The sequence below is a fragment of the Bacillus sp. FSL H8-0547 genome (assembly GCA_038002745.1).
Classification (GTDB): Bacteria; Bacillota; Bacilli; order Bacillales; family Bacillaceae; genus Bacillus_P.
The window spans coordinates 2428012-2451678 of the sequence record JBBODD010000001.1; the positions used below are offsets into that span (position 1 = coordinate 2428012).

20 protein-coding genes and 4 riboswitches are annotated in these 23667 nt (G+C 44.8%); of the genes, 17 read left to right on the forward strand and 3 right to left on the reverse strand.

Translation table 11 applies throughout. The features are described from left to right. Positions 1-30 precede the first annotated feature (30 nt). A riboswitch (cyclic di-AMP (ydaO/yuaA leader) is annotated at positions 31-182 on the forward strand. 153 nt (positions 183-335) lie between these two features. From MHB63_11920 to MHB63_11950, 7 genes are all read left to right on the forward strand, one after another. Then, positions 336-719 (forward strand): hypothetical protein, encoded by a 384-nt coding sequence (locus MHB63_11920; GenBank protein ID MEK3807240.1) that lies wholly within the window; start codon positions 336-338, stop codon positions 717-719. Positions 720-737: 18 nt separating this feature from the next. Then, positions 738-845 (forward strand): signal peptide protein, encoded by a 108-nt coding sequence (locus tag MHB63_11925; protein ID MEK3807241.1) that lies wholly within the window; start codon positions 738-740, stop codon positions 843-845. Between the two features lie 95 nt (positions 846-940). Beyond that, the gene (gene kdpA / locus MHB63_11930; protein ID MEK3807242.1) at positions 941-2617 is read left to right on the forward strand and encodes a potassium-transporting ATPase subunit KdpA; all 1677 of its coding nucleotides are present in this window, start codon (positions 941-943) and stop codon (positions 2615-2617) included. A 19-nt stretch (positions 2618-2636) separates the two neighbouring features. Continuing rightward, positions 2637-4760, forward strand: a complete 2124-nt coding sequence (gene kdpB / locus MHB63_11935; protein MEK3807243.1) for a potassium-transporting ATPase subunit KdpB — start codon at positions 2637-2639, stop codon at positions 4758-4760. A gap of 20 nt (positions 4761-4780) precedes the next feature. Next, positions 4781-5365, forward strand: coding sequence for a potassium-transporting ATPase subunit KdpC (gene kdpC / locus MHB63_11940; GenBank protein ID MEK3807244.1), 585 nt, complete (start codon positions 4781-4783; stop codon positions 5363-5365). Between the two features lie 724 nt (positions 5366-6089). Continuing rightward, complete coding sequence (kdpDN, locus tag MHB63_11945; protein ID MEK3807245.1) at positions 6090-7241, forward strand: KdpD-like non-kinase potassium sensor; 1152 nt, start codon at positions 6090-6092, stop codon at positions 7239-7241. A gap of 16 nt (positions 7242-7257) precedes the next feature. Continuing rightward, the gene (locus MHB63_11950; protein ID MEK3807246.1) at positions 7258-7674 is read left to right on the forward strand and encodes a CBS domain-containing protein; all 417 of its coding nucleotides are present in this window, start codon (positions 7258-7260) and stop codon (positions 7672-7674) included. A gap of 32 nt (positions 7675-7706) precedes the next feature. Here MHB63_11950 and MHB63_11955 read toward each other — a convergent pair whose 3' ends face one another. Then, positions 7707-9119: an amino acid permease gene (locus MHB63_11955; GenBank protein MEK3807247.1), complete on the reverse strand. Its 1413-nt coding sequence runs from the start codon at positions 9117-9119 to the stop codon at positions 7707-7709. Between the two features lie 113 nt (positions 9120-9232). Beyond that, positions 9233-9410, reverse strand: a riboswitch (Lysine riboswitch). A 209-nt stretch (positions 9411-9619) separates the two neighbouring features. On the opposite strand from MHB63_11955, the gene MHB63_11960 reads away from it, so the two are divergent. Next, positions 9620-9796: a twin-arginine translocase TatA/TatE family subunit gene (locus MHB63_11960; protein ID MEK3807248.1), complete on the forward strand. Its 177-nt coding sequence runs from the start codon at positions 9620-9622 to the stop codon at positions 9794-9796. Positions 9797-9931: 135 nt separating this feature from the next. Next, positions 9932-11725, forward strand: coding sequence for a M3 family oligoendopeptidase (locus tag MHB63_11965; GenBank protein MEK3807249.1), 1794 nt, complete (start codon positions 9932-9934; stop codon positions 11723-11725). Positions 11726-11793: 68 nt separating this feature from the next. Here MHB63_11965 and MHB63_11970 read toward each other — a convergent pair whose 3' ends face one another. After that, positions 11794-12528 (reverse strand): alpha/beta fold hydrolase, encoded by a 735-nt coding sequence (locus MHB63_11970; GenBank protein MEK3807250.1) that lies wholly within the window; start codon positions 12526-12528, stop codon positions 11794-11796. Between the two features lie 116 nt (positions 12529-12644). Beyond that, positions 12645-12787, forward strand: a riboswitch (cyclic di-AMP (ydaO/yuaA leader). A gap of 161 nt (positions 12788-12948) precedes the next feature. On the opposite strand from MHB63_11970, the gene MHB63_11975 reads away from it, so the two are divergent. The 8 genes from MHB63_11975 (at position 12949) to MHB63_12010 (ending at position 22526) form a co-directional block, all read left to right on the forward strand. Beyond that, positions 12949-14196, forward strand: coding sequence for a dicarboxylate/amino acid:cation symporter (locus MHB63_11975; protein MEK3807251.1), 1248 nt, complete (start codon positions 12949-12951; stop codon positions 14194-14196). Positions 14197-14325: 129 nt separating this feature from the next. Further along, positions 14326-15684, forward strand: coding sequence for an ATP-binding protein (locus tag MHB63_11980; protein MEK3807252.1), 1359 nt, complete (start codon positions 14326-14328; stop codon positions 15682-15684). Beyond that, complete coding sequence (locus MHB63_11985) at positions 15681-16358, forward strand: response regulator transcription factor (protein ID MEK3807253.1); 678 nt, start codon at positions 15681-15683, stop codon at positions 16356-16358. The genes MHB63_11980 and MHB63_11985 overlap by 4 nt, the downstream gene beginning before the upstream one ends. 63 nt (positions 16359-16421) lie before the next feature. Then, the gene (locus MHB63_11990; GenBank protein ID MEK3807254.1) at positions 16422-16748 is read left to right on the forward strand and encodes a metal-sensitive transcriptional regulator; all 327 of its coding nucleotides are present in this window, start codon (positions 16422-16424) and stop codon (positions 16746-16748) included. A gap of 20 nt (positions 16749-16768) precedes the next feature. Beyond that, positions 16769-16975: a copper chaperone CopZ gene (gene copZ / locus MHB63_11995; GenBank protein MEK3807255.1), complete on the forward strand. Its 207-nt coding sequence runs from the start codon at positions 16769-16771 to the stop codon at positions 16973-16975. Between the two features lie 343 nt (positions 16976-17318). Then, positions 17319-19736: a heavy metal translocating P-type ATPase gene (locus tag MHB63_12000; GenBank protein MEK3807256.1), complete on the forward strand. Its 2418-nt coding sequence runs from the start codon at positions 17319-17321 to the stop codon at positions 19734-19736. Positions 19737-20290: 554 nt separating this feature from the next. Then, positions 20291-20431, forward strand: a riboswitch (cyclic di-AMP (ydaO/yuaA leader). Positions 20432-20534: 103 nt separating this feature from the next. Further along, positions 20535-21191 (forward strand): TrkA family potassium uptake protein, encoded by a 657-nt coding sequence (locus tag MHB63_12005; GenBank protein MEK3807257.1) that lies wholly within the window; start codon positions 20535-20537, stop codon positions 21189-21191. A gap of 27 nt (positions 21192-21218) precedes the next feature. Then, a complete protein-coding gene (locus tag MHB63_12010) occupies positions 21219-22526 on the forward strand; it encodes a TrkH family potassium uptake protein (GenBank protein ID MEK3807258.1) in 1308 nt (435 codons plus the stop codon). 28 nt (positions 22527-22554) lie between these two features. Here MHB63_12010 and MHB63_12015 read toward each other — a convergent pair whose 3' ends face one another. After that, positions 22555-23280 (reverse strand): ZIP family metal transporter, encoded by a 726-nt coding sequence (locus MHB63_12015; GenBank protein ID MEK3807259.1) that lies wholly within the window; start codon positions 23278-23280, stop codon positions 22555-22557. Positions 23281-23667 lie beyond the last annotated feature (387 nt).

A 23667-nucleotide genomic window follows, 5' to 3' on the forward strand; every position in this document is an offset into this window, starting at 1 on the left:
ATCTCTAAAAGAGATATCAAACCAGAACTGAATACTTAATCGCTTAATTTCACAATGAAATCGGGGGATCCAATCTTTTGCGGCAAATTGCCGCTTGGGGTGAATCCATCTGAATATGGTGGCAGGGCAGCTCTCATAGCCCGAATCCGACAGCTAACCCCGAAAGCGCGATGAGGGAAATCGAAACTGCAGGTGCGGCATGCTTTTTAAGTGATGCCTAAAAGCCGCGGAAGAACCCTCTTCCGCGGTTTTTTACTGGAATAAAGAGTGAATTCAGGTGCTGTCCGGCTGTTTGGCTGCCGGAGCAAAGACGGAGCGAAAAGGCGGGGAAGGTTATGGAAGCAATGCTGATTTGCATACCGAGCTATACGAGGCTTGGGTGCCTGGATGAGATTCTCCCTGAGAACTCGTCGCTGTCCTTTATTACGGGAGATTACAGTGTAGAAAGTCATTTAAGATCCAAAGGGTTTAAAACCATTTATTTTATCAGGCAAAATGCCCAGTATCTGCTAATAAACGAGCCTGTCTCAAGAGTGCTTCTTCTCGAGGACAAAATAGCCGAGACCTGCAGGCTGATGGAAATACTCAAAGCAAGCGTCAGAGCGCCGATTACCGTTATTACTAAAAAGGCGAATTACCCGGCCAGGCTCTATGAACTTCTCGGTGCCCAGCATGTCATGTATTCAAAAGCAGATAGCGTGAAATTTTTGATTCAGTAAGAACGGGGGGATTTTACTATGCTTGACATCATCATGGCGGTGTCTTTTGCAGCTCTTGCGCTGCTAATGGCCGGACTGATCAGCTGGTCTGAAAAGATTGTGAACGAAGGAAGGGAAGAAAAGTGATGATTGTTTTGCTTGGCGGAATTGCCGCCATAACGCTTTATTTGCTTTATGCACTTGTTAACCCGGAAAAATTTTAACTTGCGGAGGAAAAGACTTTGAGTGTACTATCCATTCTTTCAATTATCCTGACATTGTGGCTAGCTGTGCTGCTTTCCAAGCCGGCTGGACTATATATTGCACAGGCATTTTCTTATGAAACAACAAGGCTTGATTCCATTTTTGGACCTTTTGAGAAAGCAATTTATAAACTGAGCGGCATTAAACAGAAGAATAAAGGTTTCAGGCAGTATGCTATAGCTCTGTTGCTTTCAAACATCTTTATGATTTTCATCGTTTATCTGGTGTTTCGTTTTCAGGGTTCGCTTCCTTTGAATCCAAGCGGTATTGCCGGAATGGATCCAACGCTTGCTTTTAATACGGCCATCAGCTTTATGACAAATACGAATCTTCAGCACTACAGCGGGGAGAGCGGCCTGTCCTATTTCTCACAGATGATTGCCATCACGTTTATGATGTTTACGGCACCTGCAACCGCTTTTGCAGCTGCGATTGCACTTATTAGAGGATTATCGGGTAATCCGCTTGGAAATTTCTTTGTTGATTTAATTCGTGCGATCACAAGGGTTTTTCTGCCGCTTGCCTTTGCAGCCGGCCTGATATTTGTCTTTCTTGGCGTTCCTCAAACGCTTGATGCCAGTGTCACGGCCAGCACAGTGGAAGGAGCAGAGCAGACAATCGCAAGGGGACCTGTTGCTTCTCTCTTATCCATTAAAGAAGCGGGAAATAACGGCGGAGGATTTTTTGGAGTCAACTCAGCCCATCCGTTTGAAAATCCCAACGCAGTGAGCAATGTGCTGCAAATGCTTTTAATGCTTCTCATCCCGACAGCCCTTCCATATACGTATGGAAAAATGGTAGGCAATAAAAAACAGGGACGAATTTTATTTGCGGCTATGGCAATGATTTTTGCAGTGTTTCTTGGAACAGCTCTTCTATCCGAATTTCAGGGGAATCCTAGACTGGCTGAAGCAGGTCTTGAGCAGGCTTCAGGAAGCATGGAAGGGAAAGAGGTGCGGTTTGGTACCGTTCAATCCACTCTCTATGCGATTGTCACGACTGCTTCTGAAACAGGGGCTGTCAATACCATGCATGATACGCTTTCTCCCATTACCGGAATGCTGGCCTTGTCGAATATGCTTCTGAATACCGTGTTCGGCGGTGCAGGTGCCGGATTCATGAACATTATCATGTACGCTATTATTGCTGTTTTCTTATCAGGCCTTATGGTTGGGCGCACGCCGGAATTCCTTGGCAAAAAAATTGAAGGAAAAGAAATGAAGCTGATTGCGGTCACTCTGCTGATTCATCCGTTTTTGATACTTGGATCAACAGCCCTGGCGCTTTATACGCCGCTTGGATCTGACGGTATTTCAAATCCAGGGTTCCACGGGCTTTCCCAAGTGCTTTATGAATACACGTCTTCTGCAGCCAATAACGGTTCAGGCTTTGAAGGTTTGGGGGATGCCACTCCGTTTTGGAACATCTCAACAGGTATTGTCATGTTTATCGGAAGATACTTTGGAATCATTGCCATGCTTGCCGTAGGAGCATCTTTAGCGGCTAAAAAGCTTGTACCGGAAACAATTGGCACATTCCGTACCGACACAAGCCTGTTTGGAACCATTTTTGTCGGAGCGGTATTCATTGTCGGAGCATTAACCTTCTTTCCGGTATTGGTTCTTGGGCCAGTGGCAGAGCTGTTAACTTTATAATTCAATTGGAGGATCCAAAATGAGTAAGACACTAGCGACAGCAGTGAAGGCTGCTGATGAAAGATATGATCAAAAAGAAGCTGCCGGACAGACAGAACCTGAAGGGCACAAGCCGGTAAACCGGACGAAATCAGGTCAAGGGCTGATCGTCAATGCGGTAAAGGCTTCCTTTCTGAAACTTGATCCCCGGATCATGGTCAAAAATCCAATCATGTTTATAGTAGAAATCGGTTTCTTCTTAACTCTGCTGCTTACTTTTGCACCAAATGCATTCGGACCTGCGGAAGTCAGCACGGCGTTTAATTTAACCGTCTCCCTGATTCTTTTATTCACCGTACTGTTTGCCAACTTTGCTGAAGCATTGGCAGAGGGAAGGGGGATGGCTCAGGCAAACGCGCTGAAAAATTCTAAGAAAGAAATGACGGCAAACAGAGTAAAACCAGGCGGGAATATTGAAAAGGTTGACTCCGCGTCGCTTCGCAAGGGGGATGTGGTCATTGTGTCCCAGGGTGAATTTATTCCTGGAGACGGTGAAATCATTTCCGGTCTTGCTTCTGTTGATGAATCCGCGATTACGGGTGAATCCGCTCCGGTCATTAAGGAAGCGGGAGGGGATTTTAACTCTGTAACAGGCGGAACAAAGGTGGTCAGCGATCAGATCAAGGTGAGAATTACAAGTGATCCAGGTGAATCTTTTCTTGATAAAATGATTGCTCTTGTTGAGGGGGCACAGCGCCAGAAAACACCGAATGAAATAGCGTTGAATACGGTTTTAACAAGCCTTACTCTTATTTTCATGATTGTCGTTGTGACTCTTCCTTTTTATACGGATTACCTCGGGTTTCGTCTTGAAATACCGGTTCTGATTGCCTTGCTTGTCTGTCTGATTCCTACGACAATCGGGGGATTGCTCTCTGCCATCGGAATTGCCGGGATGGACCGGGTAACACAGTTCAATGTCATTGCCATGTCGGGAAAAGCCGTTGAAGCTGCAGGAGACATTAACACAATCATTCTGGACAAAACAGGTACTATTACTTTCGGAAACCGAATGGCAAGCGAGTTTATTCCTGTGGGCAATGCCCCAATGCAGGATTTGGCGCAATGGACGGCCGTCAGCTCGCTGGAGGATGAAACACCTGAAGGAAGATCGGTTCTTGAGCTGCTGAAGAATAAACAGCTTTCATACAGAACGGATCTTGCAGATGGAGGAACGTTCATTGAATTTAAAGCGGAGACCCGAATGAGCGGAATGGATTTGCCTGACGGATCAGTTGTAAGAAAAGGTGCGGTGGATGCCGTGAAAAAATGGGTTCTCTCAAGCGGAGGCACCATTCCGGCTGATCTGGACAAGAAAACGGACGATATTTCCAAAGCAGGCGGTACACCTCTTGCTGTAGCGATGAATGATCAGATATTCGGATTAATCTACTTGAAAGATACCGTTAAGCCTGGAATGAAGGAGCGTTTTGACAAGCTCCGCAGCATGGGAATCAAAACCGTCATGTGTACAGGAGATAATCCGCTCACAGCTGCCACAATAGCAAAGGAAGCGGGTGTGGATGAATTTATCGCAGAGTGCAAACCTGAGGACAAAATTGAAGTCATTAAATATGAGCAGGCACAAGGCAAGCTCGTTGCGATGACGGGAGACGGCACCAATGATGCCCCTGCTCTTGCCCAGGCGGATGTGGGTCTTGCCATGAACAGCGGGACGGCAGCTGCGAAGGAAGCTGCGAATATGGTTGATCTGGATTCAAATCCTACGAAAATCATTGAAGTAGTCTCAATCGGAAAACAGCTGCTGATGACCCGCGGTGCCCTGACAACGTTCAGTATCGCAAACGATATTGCCAAGTACTTTGCGATTATACCGGCCATGTTTATGCTCGCCATTCCGGAAATGAGCATGCTGAATGTGATGAGGCTTGACTCGCCAATTTCAGCCATCCTGTCAGCCCTGATTTTTAACGCGATCATCATTCCGATTCTGATTCCTCTCGCAATGAAAGGCGTCAGCTACAAGCCGATGAGTTCAAATGCCCTTCTCAGAAAAAATCTGCTTGTATACGGTTTGGGAGGAGTCCTGGTTCCGTTTATCGGCATAAAATTCATTGATCTTTGTCTTGCCCTATTTATATAAGAAGAAAAGAGGTTCATAAAGTGGAAGAAAAACAATCAATCATAGGACCGATTATTAGAATGAGCCTGGTGTTAATGGTATTCTGCGGACTGGTATATCCGGCTGCTGTAACAGTCATTGCCCAGGCCGCTGCTCCGGACAAGGCAGATGGGAGTTTAATTTACGATGAGAATGATAAGGTAATAGGTTCTGAGCTTATCGGACAGTCCTTTACAGAAGCAGGCTATTTCCACGGAAGAGTCTCAAGTATAGAATACAACGGTGCAGGATCAGGATCGAACAACTACGCACCATCAAATGAAGATATGCTGAACCGTACGAAGGAATCGATAAAAGAGTGGGAAAAAAATAATCCTGAAACACCTATAAGCGATGTGCCGAATGATCTGCTGACAAATTCAGGTTCAGGACTTGATCCGCACATAAGTCCAAAAGCAGCCTACGTTCAGGTCAGCCGCGTCTCAGAAGCAACGGGAATTAAAAAAGCTAAACTTGAAAAGCTGATTGAAAAACATGTGCAGGGAAAAGAACTTGGACTGTTTGGGGAAGAAAGAGTGAATGTTCTTAAATTGAATCTGGACTTGAAAAACATGAAGAAACAATAAGTATGGCTATGTTTCTTTAGCCTGTATTTTAAAAATAGTGGACTGCAGTTGAACCCGCCTGCCTCCTGCGGGATGAAGTGGGCACGGAAGATCCCATAAGCGCAGCGAGTTAGCGGAACAGCCCTTTATATGGAAAGATAAAATGTGAAAACCCACAAATATAAGAGTGCTGACCGAAGTTAAGATTTTTACCTTTGTGCCGTGCTCATACCTTCTATTTTAAGCAGGCTACGTTCGTCCTTGTTTCTTAAATATAAGTTTAAGCACCAGTGGACTGAAGCGGAAGGCACTTGACTCCTGCGGGATGAAGAGGGTACGGGAGACCCCGCAGGCGAAGCTGAGGAGGCTCCCGGCCCTCCCCGCGGTAATCTTGTGACTGTAGCGCAAGGGAACGGGTATGATTTGAGATTTAGATTCATCATAAAAACAGTCCTGCCATCAAAAAGAGAGGAGAATGAGTTCACGTCTTCTTTAGCCTGAAAAGTATCTCATCTCTCTGGGTAGCCATCTAGGAAAGCACTTGACAGTTTCGTTCATATCGGGAAGCTTCCGGCCCTCCCCGCGGTAATCTTGTGACTGGAGCGAAAGGGAACGGATGCCACTGTATAACAACAATCTATGCGAAAACAGCCACAATAAAAGATCCGCCTCAGCTGCCGATTGCGCTGAGGCTGGATTCTTGTGAAGGGCTGACTGAGCTGTTTTTTATTGAGGAGGTTAAAATATGACCGAAAACCATCCATATTTCAGACGGAAAACCCCTCAGGAGCTGCTTGATGAAATAGCAGAAATGAACAGGGGCAAGCTGAAGCTTTATGTAGGAGCAGCCCCCGGGGTTGGGAAGTCCTATAAAATGCTCCAGGATGCCCACGACTTAAAGCTTGAAGGCATTGATGCAGTCATTGGCCTGATTGAATGCCACGGAAGAAGAGAAACCGAAGATTTAATAAAAGACCTTGAAGTCATTCCCCTTAAAGAAATGCCGTATAAAGGAAGCATATTCAGAGAACTGAATACAGAAGCCATAATTGAAAGGAAACCGGCTGTTGTCATTATCGATGAGCTTGCTCATACAAATATTCCAGGGTCTAAAAATCTTAAACGATATATGGATGTTGAGGAGATTCTGGAAGCAGGAATCAATGTCATGTCGGCCGTCAATATTCAGCATCTGGAAAGTGTCCACGATATTGTCCAGCAGATAACGAGAGTGGCTGTGCGCGAAAGGGTGCCTGATTTGTTTGTTCAAAGAGCAAGCGAAATCCAGCTGATTGATGTGACGCCTGAAACGCTCAGAAAAAGAATGACAGAAGGGAAAATTTACGGCTCAGATAAAATCGAACAAAGCCTCTCCCATTTCTTTACCGTTCCGAATTTATCCGCTTTAAGGGAGCTCGCTCTTAGAGAAGTGGCGGATGATGTAGATGAAAAAATGGAGCAGATCAGCGGAAATCTTTCATACGGACCCATTGGTGTGCATGAAAAAATACTTGTTTGCGTCGGGTACGGCCCTACTGCCGAAAAACTGATCAGAAGAGGCTGGAGGATGGCGAACCGCCTCCGTGCACAGCTGTATGTTCTGCATGCTGTAAAATATCCGAAAGAATCATTTACTCAGGAGATGAGAGAAAAAATAGAACGGTGGCAGCTGCTCTCCTCTCAATTTAATGCCGTCTTTTTGCTTGAGCATGAGAGAAACCGGAAGCCCGCTGAGATTATTATTGAGGCAGCAAATAAATACCATGTGACACAGATTCTGCTTGGACAGTCAGCAAGAACACGATGGGAAGAAATCCGAAAAGGGTCTATTGTAAATACCATTATGCGAAAAACAGAAAACATTGATATTCATATCGTTTCAGATGGAAAAATATAGAGAGGACTTTTAAGAAATGAATATTGCTTTTTTCCTGATCCCTAAAAAGGATGTTGTCTATTTGCCTATCCAGTCGACGATGCGGCAGGCGCTTGAAAAGATGGAATACCACCGTTATTCGGCGGTTCCGCTGCTTGATCATGAAGGCAAATATGTCACGACGCTGACAGAGGGAGATCTGCTCTGGAAGCTGAAAAACACCCCAAACCTGAATTTTCACAACACAGAAAAGATCAGGCTGACGGAAATTTCTTTTCACCGCAAAAACGAGCCCATTTCCATTCAGGCTGAAATGGAGCATATCATTTCCAGGGCCATGGAACAGAATTTTGTGCCTGTGACAGATGACAAAGGAATCTTTATCGGAATCATAAGAAGGAGAGAAATCATCGAGTATTGTGCAAGTCAGATGTTTGCTCCGGCAGTAATTTAAAAGGGCTGCACTAATGGGTGCAGCCCTTTTGGTTAAGCAGAAGCAGATTCTTCTTTTTTCATATATTTTTTAAGGAATGGATAGATGACAAAACCTGCAAGGAAAAGGCCAACGCCTAAAGCAAACGTTTTGAGATCCGCTGTTCCTGTAACAATAACCCAGACAGAATAGATACAGGCTATGGACGCGATGATCCCGTCTCTTACACGTGAACCCTTTACCAGATCATACGTTTCTCCTTTAGCAATCAGCTTCAGGAAGAAGATGGAGGATACAAGGTACGGGAAAAGATAAGCAAGTGTAGCTGACGTTGTCAGGAACGTATAAGCTTCGCTGATGGTTCCTGAAATCGTTGAGAAAATGAAAATCTGCGACATCAGATTTGTAATCAGCAGGGCATTTTTAGGACTGCCTTTTTTATTGGTCTTTGCAAAGAATGCCGGGAAGATCCCTGATTTTGCAGCCTGATACGGTACCTCCGATGAAAGCAGAATCCAGCCGATTGTGGAACCGAAAAGTGAAACAACGGCGAGCAGAGCCATTGCATTCGCTCCTGCATCTCCCAAAATAACGGAAAGAACATCGACGAATGGCTTGTCGGACGCCTGCAGCTGATCATGCGGAAGAACAGACATCGTAATAAGAGTGATAACCATATAGATGAAAACCGCAATGATTAAACCGGTAATTGTAGCTCTTTTCACATCTCTTTGTGAGGATGCGCGTCCTGATAAAATGACGGCAGATTCGATGCCGACAAACGCCCACAAAGTTGAGATGGCAGCAAACTGAATTTGACTGGTCAGTCCCAGTGTATTGCCGCTGTCTGTTTCAACCGGGAAATAGAATTCGCCGAACGCGGCAGATTCAAGTGCGAATAATCCCGCAATAATAAACAGCATAAACCCGATCACCTTAGAAGCTGTGGCGACAAAATTAAGCTTCCCTGCACCTGTCATGTTTGTGACAAGAATTGTATGAGTCCCCCAAAGCAGAATTGTGCAGACGGCAAACGTTATTGCTCTTCCAAGCTGAACGTCCTGTGAGCCGATCGTAAAGAGAACCGATTTGTCAGACATAATTGGGAAAAAAGAGGACAAATATCCGGCAAAGCTTGTGATAATGGCAACATTGCTGATCCAGTTTGCGACCCAGTATCCCCAAACCATGCTGAAGCCTGCTACGTTTCCTTTCTTGGGCGAATCAAAAAGCGCTTTGGCATAGCTTTGAGGACCTGCGGTAAGGTCCGGTCTGCGGATGGAAAGATTGCCAAAAACCAATGCGATCATCAGGACGCCGAATCCAGTCACAAGCCAGGCGCTTGTTACACCCAGTGGACTTGCTGTCTGTGCAAGTGTGCTCGGCAGCATGAATATACCTGAGCCGACCATATTTCCTACAACGAAGGCTGTTAACAGCCAAAAACCCCATTTTTTCTGTTTCAAACCATGAAACCTCCTAGAGAACACATACCTTAAGTCTGTGTCATTTTTAATCGAAACAAACAAAAAGACGCACGGAAAAGTCCGTGCGCCAAATACGCAAAAACTCACCATCATCTCCTGATAGCACTCCGCAGAGCAATCTGCGGCAGTCCGGCACCTGTTCGATGCCGTCCCAGCGTATAACAGTGTGGCTGTTTTACACTTCGGCGCGAAGGCCTTTCAACATGCTCTCATCAGCCCCACCGGCTTCATGCATGCTACTCTTCCTATCGCGCAACCTCTACCTCACTGAGATGACGTGAGGATTTTTTTTATGTTATTTTGATAGAGCTAATTTAGCAGGAACATATAGCAAATGTCAACAAAAATCGTGTATTTCCAATAGTTACAAATGCGTGCCGTGAAAAACTTCACTTTGCATTATGAGGGAAAATCTACTATAATTTACAAAGATAACGTTTTCTTTTTTTATGAAATAATACATGGAAGAAGGGTACATGATGAACTTGGGATTCGGCGAAATCATGTTAATAGTGTTTGTGGCACTTCTGCTATTCGGACCGAAAAAGCTTCCGGAGCTGGGCAAAGCTGCAGGCAAAACACTGAGAGAATTTAAAAATGCGACAAAAGGCTTAATGGATGACGATGACGTGAAATCAGATAAATCGGTGAAGTAACTAAGAACAGCCTGCGGGTTGTTTTTTTTTTTGATTTCAAAAAGAGTAAGAATTATACAAAAATTCAAACGAATGTTATATAATAGACCTGTCAGTTTATTTAGTGAAGCGAAATACTTAACAGGGGGGAATTTTATGAAAGCCGCTACATATGCAGAAACGTGGGATTTGGATGTATTTTTTGAAGGAGGCAGCAAGTCTGAAAGTTTTAAGCGTCACTTAGAAGAGCTTGAAAAGGATGTTCCATTATTTAAGGACGAGGCAGATCGGCTGGATGTGCCAAGCTCAAAAGAGGATTACGTTTACCTTAATCAAATCCTTGACTCATTCCAGGGAATTGCTAAAAGAATTAGACAGGCAGGTGCATTTGTCGGCTGCCTACAGGCTCAGGATACAGAGGACAAATACGCAGCTGTGCTGAGAGGAAAAGTAACGCAGCTCAGCTCTCACTTTCAGAATGGACTCGCAAGCCTTGATCAAAAGCTGGTAAAAGTGGAGGATGGAGTCTGGGAAGAGCTTATTCAGACGGAAAGTCTGGCTGACCTCAGCTATGTGCTCACTGAACGCAGACACAAAGCGAAGAATAAACTGCCGATGGAGCAGGAAACGCTGATTAATGCTCTATCAGTTGACGGATATCATGCGTGGGGACAGTTTTATGACACACTCGTCTCAACGGTGAAAATTCCATTCAGCGAAGATGGAGAAGTCAAGGACCTTTCAGTTGGTCAGGCGGCCAATAAATTCTCAAGTGCAGATCGTGAAGTCCGCAAGGCTGTATTTGAAGAGTGGGAAAAAGCATGGGGGGGCAAAGCTGATTTATTTGCCCAGACGCTGAACCATCTTGCAGGCTTCAGGCTGAATGTGTACGAAAAGCGGGGCTGGAACGATGTGCTCAGCGAGCCGCTTGAAATCAACCGAATGAAGCGGGAGACGCTCGATGTCATGTGGAAGGTCATTTCTGAAAACAAACAGTCTCTAGTAAAGTATTTAAAAAGAAAAGCAGAGCTTCTTGGGGTTGAGAAACTTAACTGGTATGATCTTGATGCGCCTATCGGCGGCAAAGAGTCGAAGGTTTCCTACCAGGAAGGCGCAGAGTTTATTCTTGATCAGTTCTCAAATTTCGGAGAAGAGCTCACCTCTTTTACGAAAAAAGCCTTTGAAGACCGCTGGATTGAAGCTGAAGACAGACAGGGAAAGGCACCGGGCGGATTTTGCACAAGCTTTCCGGAAAGCGATCAGTCACGCATTTTTATGACGTTCTCAGGCACGCCTTCAAACATTGCGACTCTTGCCCATGAGCTTGGCCATGCTTTTCATCAGCATGCAATGGCAGGCGTTCATCCGCTTAACCGCAGCTATGCGATGAATGTGGCGGAAACGGCCTCGACATTTGCCGAGATGATTGTGGCGGATGCTTCTGTAAAAAAAGCAAAAACAGAAGAAGAGCGCCTTGCCCTGCTTGAAGATAAAGTTCAGCGCAGTGTGGCGCTTCTGATGAATATACATGGCCGCTTTATTTTTGAAAATGCGTTCTATGAAGAGCGCAAAAAAGGAATGGTGAGTGCGGAGAGAATCAGCGAGCTGATGGAAGCCGCGCAAAAAGAAGCATATTGTGATTCATTAGGCGAGTATCACCCTCACTTCTGGGCATCAAAGCTGCACTTCCATATTACGGGCGTACCATTCTATAACTTCCCGTATACATTCGGTTATTTGTTCTCGCTTGGAATCTATGCAAAAGCGCTTGAGGAAGGAGCTGCTTTTGAACAGAAGTACATTGCCTTACTTAAAGATACAGGCTCGATGCAGGTTGAAGATCTTGCAATGAAGCATCTTGGCGCTGATCTGACAAAAGAAGATTTCTGGAAAGACGCAGTGGCTCTTATTGTTCAGGATGCAGAGGAGTTTCTTGAGGCAACAAAATAATGAGAAGAAGCTGCACCCATGAGCTTTTCGCGCGGGTGCAGCTTTTTTTGTAAGTTTCACTCTGAAATCTACTGATTCATTAAGATCCACCGGTCAATTTTACTGACGATGAGATCCTGCTGAATATACACGTTGATGTCTGCTTCGTTATCGCCTTTTTGATTTCCGTAAATGCCGAACTGCGCATGATTTCCTCCTTTTATCCTGTAAAAGAACGTGTCATCTGAAAGCAAATGTTTCTTCTCCCGTATATCCTCAAGAGTGGCCAGGCCGTCTCTATCAGCATAGATTGTCAGAATCGGAAAATCCGTTCCGGAAAAATCACTGGAATCAGTCGGGTAGGCAGCCATAAGGAACAATCCTTTTACTGTATCCTGGTTGTCATAGGCATATATGGATGCTGAAGCTCCTCCAAGTGAATGCCCTCCAAGATACCATTTTGTAATCTCCGGATGATCCTTAATCACATTGCTTGCTTTATTGATGCCGGCAATCGCCAGGTTAAAAGGCATTTTAACAATCGCCGCTGTATAGCCCCGCTGAGCAAGCTGTTCGGCAAGATAAGCGTAAGCCTCGGGCTCGACCTTTGCTCCTGGATAAAAAATGATGCCCGTTTTTGTCTTTTGATTCACTGGTTCAAAGAGCAAGTAGCCATCGGCATTGTTTTTCTTCTGAATGTTCGTGGAGTTATAAAGGTCATCTGAAGGTTTATATGTCTGCTGTGACCATATGTAAAAGCCTGCAAAGGCAAGTACAAGTGCTGCCACGGCTATCAGAAAAAAATTTTTGATCCATCTTTTCATGGGAAAACTCCTTAATTTATCGCGATTTCTGCTAAATTTTATGCTTTAATCCAACTAAAGGCAAATTTTGATGTTTGCCAAAAGACAAACTATTATTTAGAATAGTAGTATAACTTAATAAATATACGCTTAATCCTTAACAGGAGCGGGGGACCCGAATAGGTGCACATGCACTGGGGGTGAATCCTTGTAGTATGAGGTAGGACAGCTCTTCGTCCGAATCCGACAGCTAACCTCGCTTGCGCTGGAGAGACTCAACTGTGAAAAGTCATAATTATTCAAATTGACTAATACAAACCGCGGGTATCTCCTGTGGTTTTTTTGTATTTTTCGAAAAACTCTCACAATCAGGTTTCTCCATCCCGTTAAACTGGGAATAAATAACTAGCTTTTTATTATTCTATTTTACGGAGGTTGTCTATGAAACTAGCAACGAAAATCATCATTGGTCTCATTCTGGGTGCAATTGTAGGTTTAATCCTCAATATAACCGCACCGGATTTATTTAAGCAGCTGGATACTTTCCTGTTCACGCCGCTTGGGAAAATCTTCTTGAACTTAATCAACATGCTTGTAGTGCCGATTGTCTTCTTCTCCATCACTCTTGGGGTAGCCGGGCTCGGAGATCCGAAGAAGCTTGGAAGAATTGGTGTTAAAACTGTTTCTTATTTCCTTGTAACAACAGCTGTAGCTATTGTTATCGGCTTAATCCTTGCACTGACAATTCAGCCGGGAAATATTGGAGAATTTGATACAAAATCAGCTGAATATGATGCGAAGGAAGCACCATCTGTCGCTGAAACCTTCTTAAACATGATTCCAACAAATCCAATCAAGGCGTTTGCTGACGGAAACATGCTGCAGATCATTGTATTCTCCATCTTTGTAGGTCTTGGAATTACATTCCTTGGTAAAAAAGCGAGTGCTTTGCTGAAGTTTGTTGAGCAGGGCAATGATTTAATGATGTATCTTGTAAATCTAGTGATGAAATTTGCTCCATACGGTACATTCGGTCTTATTGCAACAGCAGTAGGAAGCCAGGGTCTGGATGCACTGAAAGCAATGGGATTGTATATGGGTGTTGTAATTCTGGCCCTTATTATCCACGCTATTATCACATACGGAGGATCTATCGCATTCCTTGCAAAGCAGAGCCCGATTGCTTTCTTTAAGAACTTCTCTCCTGCAATGGCAGTAGCTTTCAGTACGTCGAGCAGTAATGCTACTCTTCCAGTTTCAATGGAGACTGCGCAAAAACGACTGAAGGTTCCTGAGCCGATTTCAAGCTTCGTTCAGCCGCTTGGCGCAACGATCAACATGGACGGAACGGCCATTATGCAAGGTGTAGCAACAATCTTTATCGCACAGGTATATGGCATTGACTTATCATTCACACAATTGATTACTGTTGTTCTGACAGCTGTTCTTGCCTCAATCGGAACAGCAGGAGTGCCTGGTGTAGGTCTGATCATGCTTGCCATGGTACTGAACTCTGTCGGACTTCCGGTAGCGGGCATCGCCCTGATCATCGGGATTGATCGCCTTCTTGATATGGCGCGTACAGCCGTCAATATCACTGGTGACGCAGCATGTGCTGTCATTGTTGCTGAAACAGAGAAGAAGCATGGAGATTACGTGATTCCTGAAGTTGACCAAAAAACGGTGTAAAAAAATAGATTTCATGGAAAAGCGGCCGTTAATGGCCGCTTTTTTCGTCTGTACGTTAATATGAAGTGCACAAAATATGCACATTTTTCTGTTATGGTAAAAGAAATAAGAGTTATAAGGGGATTTACCGTGAACAAGCTTGCCATCAAAATCGGATTATTGTTTTTTTCCATTATCTTAATAGTAGAAACCTGTCTCTTTCTCTTTTTATACAGAAATCTTGTAAATACACGTGTGGAGGAAGAGCTGAATGCCCTGCAAATCAGGGGGGACAGCCACCGTGATGTCCTTGAGAAACACGGTGATGAAACAACAATGGAGCATGTTGTTCTCATGGAATCGGAAGCTGATACGGACGTTTTGCTGACAGCAGCGGATAAAACCGTTCTCTATGGATCTGCTGAACTCAATTCAGATATGAAAAAGGCATTGAAAGAGCCGCCTGAATCAGGGGAAGATTGGAAAAACAGTCCTTATATCTGGACGGCAAGCCCCGTCCGCGACGGGGAAAAAGTAAACGGATATGTCTATATGTTTAAAGGGACAGACTCCATTCAATCCATGATCTCAAGACTGAACGACCATTTCCTTTTTATCGGGACGGTTTCTGTGCTGCTGACCATTATAGCCGTCTTCTTTTTATCAAGAATCGTGACAAAGCCCCTGCTCAAGATGAAAGAAGCAACAGAGCGGTTAAGTGCAGGGGATTTTACCGTTAAGCTTCAAATGCACAGAAACGATGAGCTTGGGGAGCTTGGCGGATCGATTCAAAAGCTCGCAAATGATCTTGAACATCTGAAGCAGGAAAGAAACGAATTTTTGGCGAGCATCGCTCACGAATTGCGTACCCCCCTCACGTACATTAAAGGCTACGCCAATGTGGCAAAAAGACCGGATCTTCCTCAAGCTGAGCGGGCGAGCTATTTGACAATACTCACTGATCAAACGTCCAGCCTCTCAAGATTAGTGGAGGATCTTTTTGAACTGGCAAGGATGGATCAGCTGTCTTTTCAAATTGAAAAAGAGAAAACGGAAATTCGGGCGTTTCTCCGTAAAACAGCAGAACAGGTTCAGCCCGTTCTGGCAGACAAAAAGATGAAAGTTGTAGAGGACTTCCCGGAAGATGAGGTCTATCTTTTTATCGATCAGGCAAGGTTTGAGCAGGTCACATTGAATATTTTAGACAACGCCATCCGCTATTCAGAGGAACATTCAGCCATTACAGTGAAAGTCCGGGAAGACCATCATTCCGTGAAGATTGCCTATTCTGATGAGGGGATTGGGATACCTGAAAATGACCTGCAGCATGTCTTTGACAGGCTCTACAGAGTAGACAAGTCAAGGTCACGCCACAGCGGAGGGACAGGCCTTGGTTTGGCCATCGTGAAAGAAATTGTGGAGGCTGCGGGAGGCACTGTCCATGCGGAAAGCAGGCTTGGAAAAGGAACTTCTATTATTATTGAGTTTCAAAAGGAGTCAATAGCATGAAAAAAATACTTCTGATTGATGATGAACAGCTGATGCTTAATCTGCTGGAGCTTTATCTTGCACCTTCAGGCTATTCCTGCGTGAAAACCACTGACGGCAATAAAGCGGCAGATTTAATAGCAAACGAAAATCCTGCGCTGGTGATCTTGGATGTGATGATGCCGGATAAAAGCGGCTTTGACATCTGCCGGGAAATCAGGCTGTTTTCGGATATCCCGATCATTATGGTCACCGCCAGGGATCAGAAGGCTGATATTGTAAAAGGTCTCAGGGCCGGTGCAGATGACTATCTGACGAAACCCTTTGATGAATCCGAATTGCTTGCAAGAATAGAAGCCATTCTAAGAAGAACGCGAAACAACTCCGCTATTGAATTCAGGGGATTAAAGTGGGATGAAAACAAGCAGGAAGCTGTTTATCAGGAAAAACCAATCCCTTTTACCCCAAAGGAGTTCCAGCTTGCCGGCCTTTTCCTGCAAAACCGGAACAGGGTGTTTGACCGCGACCACTTGATTACAGCAGTATGGGGATATGAGGCAGATACAGATGGCAGAACGGTGGATTCACATGTGAGACATATCCGGGACAAACTTAGAAAAACAGGCTTTCCGGTTGAAGAACACCTTCAAACGGTATGGGGAGCAGGCTACAAGTGGACAGACGAAAAGAAATAGGCGATTTTTTCCTTTACATAGGGTAGGGGGGTATGGTAAATTAAAAACAAGGAGGTGCATGACATGGTTGATCACGCAAATGAACCTGAAAGCTGTCATGTTCCAGGATCAGACCGAAAGAGCCATCATTCGGAGACAACTAAAAAGAATTTGGTGACACGGCTGAACAGAATCGAAGGTCAGATTCGGGGAGTAAAAGGGCTGATTGATAAGGATACCTACTGTGATGATGTCCTGACACAAATAGCTGCCGTCCAATCTGCGCTGAACTCCGTCAGCAAAATCCTTCTCGAAGGCCACATGAAAAGCTGTCTGGTCGAACGCATCCAGGATGGGGACCTTGAAGTCATCGATGAAGTGCTCGTAACCGTCAAACGACTAATGAAATAAAACAAAAGGGGAGATTTGTTATGGAAAACGCAACACTGAATGTACAGGGAATGTCCTGCAACCACTGTGTGAAAGCAGTAGAGGGCGGCGTAGGTGAACTGAACGGCGTCACATCAGTAAAAGTCAATCTTAACGAAGGAACGGTAGCTGTTGAGTACAACCCGGAAAAAGTGAACCTTGCTGCCATCAAAGAAGCTATCGATGATCAGGGGTATGAAGTAGAATAGAAAAGCGGAATCGCCTCGGTCAGCTCCGAAGGACAGAAAAGGATCCGCCGGAAAAAGCCGGGTTTGCTTTTTTTGGCGGAGCCGTTCTGGCCGAGGAGCTAGGCGATGGAGCTGGACAACACGAAAAGCGGAATCGCTCGTTTAGCTCCGATCGGCGGATAAGAAATCACACGAAAAGTCCGGGTTTGACTTTTTGGGGGATTTTGTTCCGACTGAGGACCTGGGAGGCGCAGCTGGACAATACGAAATGTAGAATCGCTTTTAACAAAAGAAACCGTGCTAAACCGGCACGTTTTCTTTTCCAAAAATATATACCCCTATGTGGTATATGGAGGGACTCAATATGAGCAATCTCAAAGAAACCAATTTTCAAATTACGGGAATGACGTGTGCAGCCTGTTCAAACAGAATTGAAAAAGGGCTGAATAAGCTTGAGGGAGTTGAGCAGGCAACAGTGAACCTCGCTCTCGAAAAAGCTTCCGTCACGTTTGATCAGGGAAAAACGAACAGCGCAGCCATTCAACAAAAGGTAGAGGATCTGGGATACGGAGTCAGTCTTGAAAAAGCTGAATTTACTATTACCGGAATGACATGTGCCGCTTGTTCGGCAAGAATCGAAAAAGGACTGAACAAGCTCGAAGGCGTGTCAAAAGCAACGGTTAACTTAGCGCTTGAAACAGGTTCAGTTGAATACAGCCCTTCCGTTATTACCCCTCAGGATATGATTAGACGGGTTGAAAAGCTTGGGTATGGCGCGAATGTCAAAGCAGAGAAAGACAATGTAGATACAGTGGACCGCAAGCAAAAAGAGATTGTGAAGCAGCAGAGAAAATTTATATTATCGGCTATCCTTTCAATTCCCCTGCTCTGGTCAATGGTCGGTCATTTCTCCTTTACCTCATGGATGTATGTGCCGGAACTGTTTATGAATCCGTGGTTTCAGCTGATTCTCGCAACTCCGGTACAGTTCATAATTGGAGGCCAGTTTTATATTGGCGCATACAAAGCACTTAAAAATAAGAGTGCCAACATGGACGTTCTTGTAGCACTTGGAACATCGGCTGCCTATTTCTACAGTCTCTATTTAACAATAGAATCCATCGGGCACGCCGGTCATATGCCGGAACTCTATTTTGAAACAAGTGCTGTGCTGATTACCTTAATTCTGCTCGGAAAGCTGTTTGAGGTTAAAGCAAAAGGAAGATCGTCAGAAGCGATTAAAAAACTGATGGGACTTCAGGCAAAAACAGCAAGAGTGATCAGGAACGGTACCGAACTTGAGGTGCCGCTTGAAGAAGTCGCAGCAGGTGATACCGTTTTAATTAAACCGGGAGAAAAAGTGCCTGTCGATGGTGAAATCGTAGAGGGGAATTCAGCATTTGATGAATCCATGCTGACAGGTGAAAGCATTCCTGCCGATAAGTCACCGGGGGATCAAGTCTATGGAGCAACGATTAATAAAAATGGTTTCGTAAAGGTAAAGGCAACGAAAGTCGGCAAGGACTCAGCGCTTGCACAAATCATAAAAGTAGTCGAGCAGGCACAAACGTCTAAAGCGCCGATTCAGCGTCTCGCTGATCAAATATCAGGCATCTTCGTTCCAATCGTAGTCGGAATTGCCGTTCTGACGTTCCTTATCTGGATCTTATGGGTTGATCAGGGGAACTTTGCCGGAGCACTTGAAAAAATGATTGCCGTGCTGGTCATTGCATGTCCATGTGCACTGGGCCTCGCTACCCCAACCTCCATCATGGCAGGTTCCGGGCGAGCTGCAGAAGCGGGTATTCTTTTCAAAGGCGGAGAACACCTGGAGACGGCACACCTTGTCGATACGATTGTTTTAGATAAAACCGGTACTGTGACAAAAGGTGAACCGGAATTAACTGATGTGATTCTGTATGGGGAGCGCGATGAAGAAACGGTTCTGAAGCTGATTGCTGCAGCAGAAAATCAGTCTGAACATCCTCTGGCTCAGGCCATTGTCGCCGGAGCCAGAGAGAAAGGCGTCGAGCTCGCAGAAGCTAGCCAGTTTGAATCTGTACCTGGCTTTGGTATTAAAGCTGAGGCGGGCGGCCATCAAGTGCTGGTCGGAACAATCCGCCTGATGGAGAAATACGGGATCGACGCACAACCAGCTCTTTTTGAAAAGGAACGCCTTGAAGCAGATGGAAAAACGGCTATGCTTGCGGCAATTGACGGGGAACTAGCAGGGTTGATTGCAGTAGCTGATACGATCAAAAAAACATCTAAAGCAGCGGTTGAACGGTTAAAGCAGATGGGACTTAACGTCATCATGATGACGGGTGACAACGAACGGACAGCACAGGCAATCGCTAAAGCTGCGGGCATTGATCATGTTATTGCTGAAGTGCTTCCTGAAGGAAAAGCAGAAGAAGTGATAAACCTTCAGAAGGCAGGGAAAAAAGTGGCGATGGTAGGAGACGGCATTAATGATGCTCCAGCTCTCGCCGCTGCAGACACAGGCATGGCAATTGGCACAGGAACGGACATCGCCATGGAAGCTGCGGATATTACGCTGATGAGAGGCGACTTGAACAGCATTGCAGATGCCATCTACATGAGCAAGCTGACCATCCGCAACATCAAGCAGAACCTCTTCTGGGCTTTTGGATATAATACGCTCGGCATTCCAGTTGCAGCGGCCGGTCTGCTTGCACCGTGGCTTGCAGGAGCAGCCATGGCCTTCAGTTCCGTATCAGTCGTACTGAATGCCTTAAGGCTGCAGCGTGCAAAATTATAAAGAGTGTGAACCAGGTCTGCCGCGGCGGCCTGGTTTTTTTGATACAGTGTTTTTCACCCCAAAATGGACCCGGACTGTTAGACACCTGTTTTGGATCGTTATACCTGGTATTTCGCTTGTTAGCACGGCAGTTTGGACTATTAGACACTGACTTTGGATTGTTAGCGAGACCGGATCCCCCTGAGATGACCTCTTTTTTCAGCGGTAGGCGGAGTTACGCCCGGTAATCCGGCTGCGTAGACAGAGTTGGATGTAAAATGAATGAAGTTGGTTGTAAAAGTACAAAAGTCGGTAGGTAAGACACAGAAGCCGGAAGAAAAAATACGATAGTTGGACGTAATGATCACATCACACTTGCCGCTTCAGCAATCTATATCGAAGTACGCAGGTATGCCTTGAGAAAAAACCTGAAATTTACAGCCAGACTCAGCAAAACATATATGTAAGCGCTTAAATAAGCGATTTACACCTGAAATCAAAGCTTTTTGCCCAAATATGCCTCTTTACTGTCCATTCCAACAGGAGTAAGATACTCTCATAACTCACATTCATATGTTCTTAAATCGCTGAATCCATTAGGAGCGGGGGACCCAAATTTGCTGCAGATTGCAGCTCGGGGTGAATCCTTTACAGGTAGGGCTACTCTCATTGCCCGAATCCGACAGCTAACTTCGCAAGCGTTCTTGAGAGAGGATAAATGAAACATATTGCTGTCTAAAAAAACAGGCGCAGTGGTTCATGGGACCTCTGTGTCTTTTTTGTGTGCAAAAATAATGGATTGAAAGAAGGAAAAATCAGGTGGGAAAGCAGTTTGCGGTTTTTGGGCTCGGACGTTTCGGAGGAAGCCTTGTAAAGGAATTTCATGAAATGGGAATTGAAGTGCTGGCAGTTGATAAAGATGATGAAAAGGTGCAGTACTATTCTCAATATGCCACGCTGGCTGTGCAGGCAAATGCGATTGATGAAACAACATTGAAGCAGCTTGGGGTCCGGAATGTGGATCATGCCTTTGTTTCTTTCGGCGATGATATTGAGGGGAGCATCCTGACCTCACTGATTTTAAAAGAGATGAAGATTCCCCAGGTCTGGGCAAAGGCACAAAATGACTATCATCACAAAGTTTTAGACAAAATAGGAGTAGACAAAGTCATCCATCCCGAGCGTGATATGGCAAAACGCATCGCGCACTATATCTTCTCAGAGAAAATGGTTGATTACATTGAACTATCAAAAGATTATAGTATGGCTGAGCTAGTCGCTACATCCAAAATCCACAGAAAAACACTGATTGATCTTGATATTAGATCGAGATACGGCTGCAACATTGTAGGAATTCAGCGGGAGGAAGAAATCATTGTTTCCCCGCCGGCGGAAGAATCCATTAAAACCGGTGATATTCTGCTGGTAATTGGACGTAATAAGGACATATCAAGATTTGAGGAGGAGGGGATGTAGGTGATCAGTTCTCAGAAACTGCAAAAAATGATTCGTTTTAATCCGTCCCAGCTTCTAGTGATTGTTTTTGCAGCGGGAATTTCCCTTGGATCTGCTTTGCTCATGCTTCCAATATCCACACATGAGCCAATCAGATGGATCGACGCTTTTTTTGTTGCAACTTCGGCTATGACAGTAACGGGGCTTTCGCCTGTTGATCCAGGTTCGACATTCACATATACGGGCCAGTTTATTATCGCCATGCTCATACAGCTTGGCGGGCTCGGTATTATGTCTTTTGGTGTTCTTATTTACATGGTTTTAGGACGTAAAATCGGCATTAAAGAACGTTTAATGATGCAAACGGCTCTGAACCAGACCTCTATAGGCGGTGTCATTAATTTAGTAAAGTACTTATTTTTATTCTCTTTAATCATCGAGTTTATTGCAATGATTTTCCTTTCATTCAGGTGGGTTCCTGAGTTTGGATGGGAAAAAGGTTTGTTTTACAGTTTCTTTCATTCCATTTCAGCTTTTAATAACGCAGGATTTGCCTTATGGCCGGATAATCTGATGAGATATGTGGGAGACCCGCTGATCAATTTTGTGCTTTCATCTCTCTTTATTATCGGAGGGATCGGATTTACCGTGCTCATCGATATATGGCGGAAAAGAAGCTTTAAAAAGTTTTCGCTTCATACGAAGCTGATGCTGGTTGGAACCCTCATTATTAATACAGCAGCTATGTTCATTATCTTCTTTATTGAGTATTCAAACCCTGAAACTCTCGGAAATCTGTCGTCAGGAAGCAAGCTCCTTGCCTCGTATTTTCAGGCTGTATCTCCAAGAACCGCCGGTTTTAATACCCTTGATATGGCAAGTCTTGAAGATTCGACTTTATTCCTTATGATCATTCTCATGTTCGTGGGAGCAGGAAGTGCGTCAACCGGAGGCGGAATTAAGCTTACAACCGCAATTATTATTCTCTTTGCCACCTTTTCTTTTTTAAGGGGGAGAGAAACACTCAATATTGCCAAACGTTCGCTTCATCCAAAATACATTGTAAAAGCCCTTGCTATTACAGTCGCAAGTCTTCTATTTGTCATTACAGCTGTCTTTATCCTGACGGTATCAGAAGACCTTACATTTATGGAAATCGTTTTTGAAGTGGTATCTGCCTTTGGTACTGTCGGTCTGTCCATGTCCGTTACGCCAAAGCTGACTGACCTTGGAAAGCAAGTCATCATCTTTATCATGTTCTTAGGAAAAGTAGGACCGCTTACGCTTTTATTCTCTATAGCAAAACCTCAAAAGGAAAAAATCAAATATCCAAATGAAGACATTTTAACAGGATGAAAAAAGGGCTCCGCTATAAGCGGGGCCTTTACAAATTCGATAAGATAAGGGAAGCAAGCACACCAACGGAAGCGATAAAACCTACTACAGGCCCTCCCTCCTCAAAGGCTTCAGGCATCATGGTCGAAGCAACCATAGCAATGATTCCGCCTGCGGCAAAGGCGCCTATTCCCGCAATCACATCAGGGCCTGCCTGCTGCAGGAGCGTATATCCAAGAAATGAACTTAAAGAGGACAGCATAAGCACGATGAGCCACATGGTAAGGATTTTCTTTTTTGAGTACCCGTCCTTGCGCAGTCCGACTGAGCTTGACAGTCCTTCTGGAAAATTGCTGATAAAAACAGCTGTGACCATCAGGAAACTGACGGCATTTTCCTGAAGCAGGCTGACTCCGATGATGACGGACTCAGGTATGGCATCAATGACAGTGCCGATAAAAATCGAGACTCCAGAATGATTTTCGGGGTTTTTGTTTGATCGCTTGCGGTCACTGCCGCCTTTTTTCGTAATCAGCAGTTCGCTGATCGTGAAGGTGAGCGAACCAATGATAAATCCTGCTGATGCGGTCATCAGTCCGCCGTCATCTACAGATTCCCTTAATAGTTCAAAAGAAGCTGCTCCTATTAAAACACCTGTACCAAACGACATAATCCACCCTAGGATTCTGCGGGGTATTTCTTTATAGATGCCAAGCAATGCGCCCAGCAGAATAGAGGAACCGGCAAAAGCTCCCCACAATGCGGCCTGCAGCATTTGTCTAAAGTCCCTCCTCACCCAAATTTCTACCTATAGCTTTCCAAAGATTGTTAAAAGAATACGAATAATCACATGTAAAAGATTTGAATTTTCAGTAAAATAAGAAGTGAACGCATTTCCTGAAACGGGATGCACAACCATTGGAAGCAAACCTGCTGTTTAACTTAAAAAAGTATATGGATCAGAAACTGTATGAATATACAGTTACCCGCCTTTCATCTTTTTATAAACGGTGCTACGGGGAATTTGACAGGCGCGCTGCACACACAGACAGAGAAGGACAGCCGAAGCTGATCCGCAATGATAAATATAGAAGAAACGAAAAAACGTCCCCCATCAGGAGGACGTTTTTCGTTAAAAGGGTCTATATAAAGATAAGTGGGA

Bases quoted from the DNA above. Each gene is read 5' to 3' on its own strand.
- MHB63_11920 (MEK3807240.1), top strand. From the start codon at position 336: ATGGAAGCAATGCTGATTTGCATACCGAGCTATACGAGGCTTGGGTGC.
- MHB63_11925 (MEK3807241.1), top strand. From the start codon at position 738: ATGCTTGACATCATCATGGCGGTGTCTTTTGCAGCTCTTGCGCTGCTA.
- kdpB (MEK3807243.1), top strand. From the start codon at position 2,637: ATGAGTAAGACACTAGCGACAGCAGTGAAGGCTGCTGATGAAAGATAT.
- kdpDN (MEK3807245.1), top strand. From the start codon at position 6,090: ATGACCGAAAACCATCCATATTTCAGACGGAAAACCCCTCAGGAGCTG.
- MHB63_11950 (MEK3807246.1), top strand. From the start codon at position 7,258: ATGAATATTGCTTTTTTCCTGATCCCTAAAAAGGATGTTGTCTATTTG.
- MHB63_11960 (MEK3807248.1), top strand. From the start codon at position 9,620: ATGAACTTGGGATTCGGCGAAATCATGTTAATAGTGTTTGTGGCACTT.
- MHB63_11965 (MEK3807249.1), top strand. From the start codon at position 9,932: ATGAAAGCCGCTACATATGCAGAAACGTGGGATTTGGATGTATTTTTT.
- MHB63_11970 (MEK3807250.1), bottom strand. From the start codon at position 12,528: ATGAAAAGATGGATCAAAAATTTTTTTCTGATAGCCGTGGCAGCACTT.
- MHB63_11975 (MEK3807251.1), top strand. From the start codon at position 12,949: ATGAAACTAGCAACGAAAATCATCATTGGTCTCATTCTGGGTGCAATT.
- MHB63_11985 (MEK3807253.1), top strand. From the start codon at position 15,681: ATGAAAAAAATACTTCTGATTGATGATGAACAGCTGATGCTTAATCTG.
- MHB63_11990 (MEK3807254.1), top strand. From the start codon at position 16,422: ATGGTTGATCACGCAAATGAACCTGAAAGCTGTCATGTTCCAGGATCA.
- copZ (MEK3807255.1), top strand. From the start codon at position 16,769: ATGGAAAACGCAACACTGAATGTACAGGGAATGTCCTGCAACCACTGT.
- MHB63_12000 (MEK3807256.1), top strand. From the start codon at position 17,319: ATGAGCAATCTCAAAGAAACCAATTTTCAAATTACGGGAATGACGTGT.
- MHB63_12010 (MEK3807258.1), top strand. From the start codon at position 21,219: ATGATTCGTTTTAATCCGTCCCAGCTTCTAGTGATTGTTTTTGCAGCG.
- MHB63_12015 (MEK3807259.1), bottom strand. From the start codon at position 23,280: ATGCTGCAGGCCGCATTGTGGGGAGCTTTTGCCGGTTCCTCTATTCTG.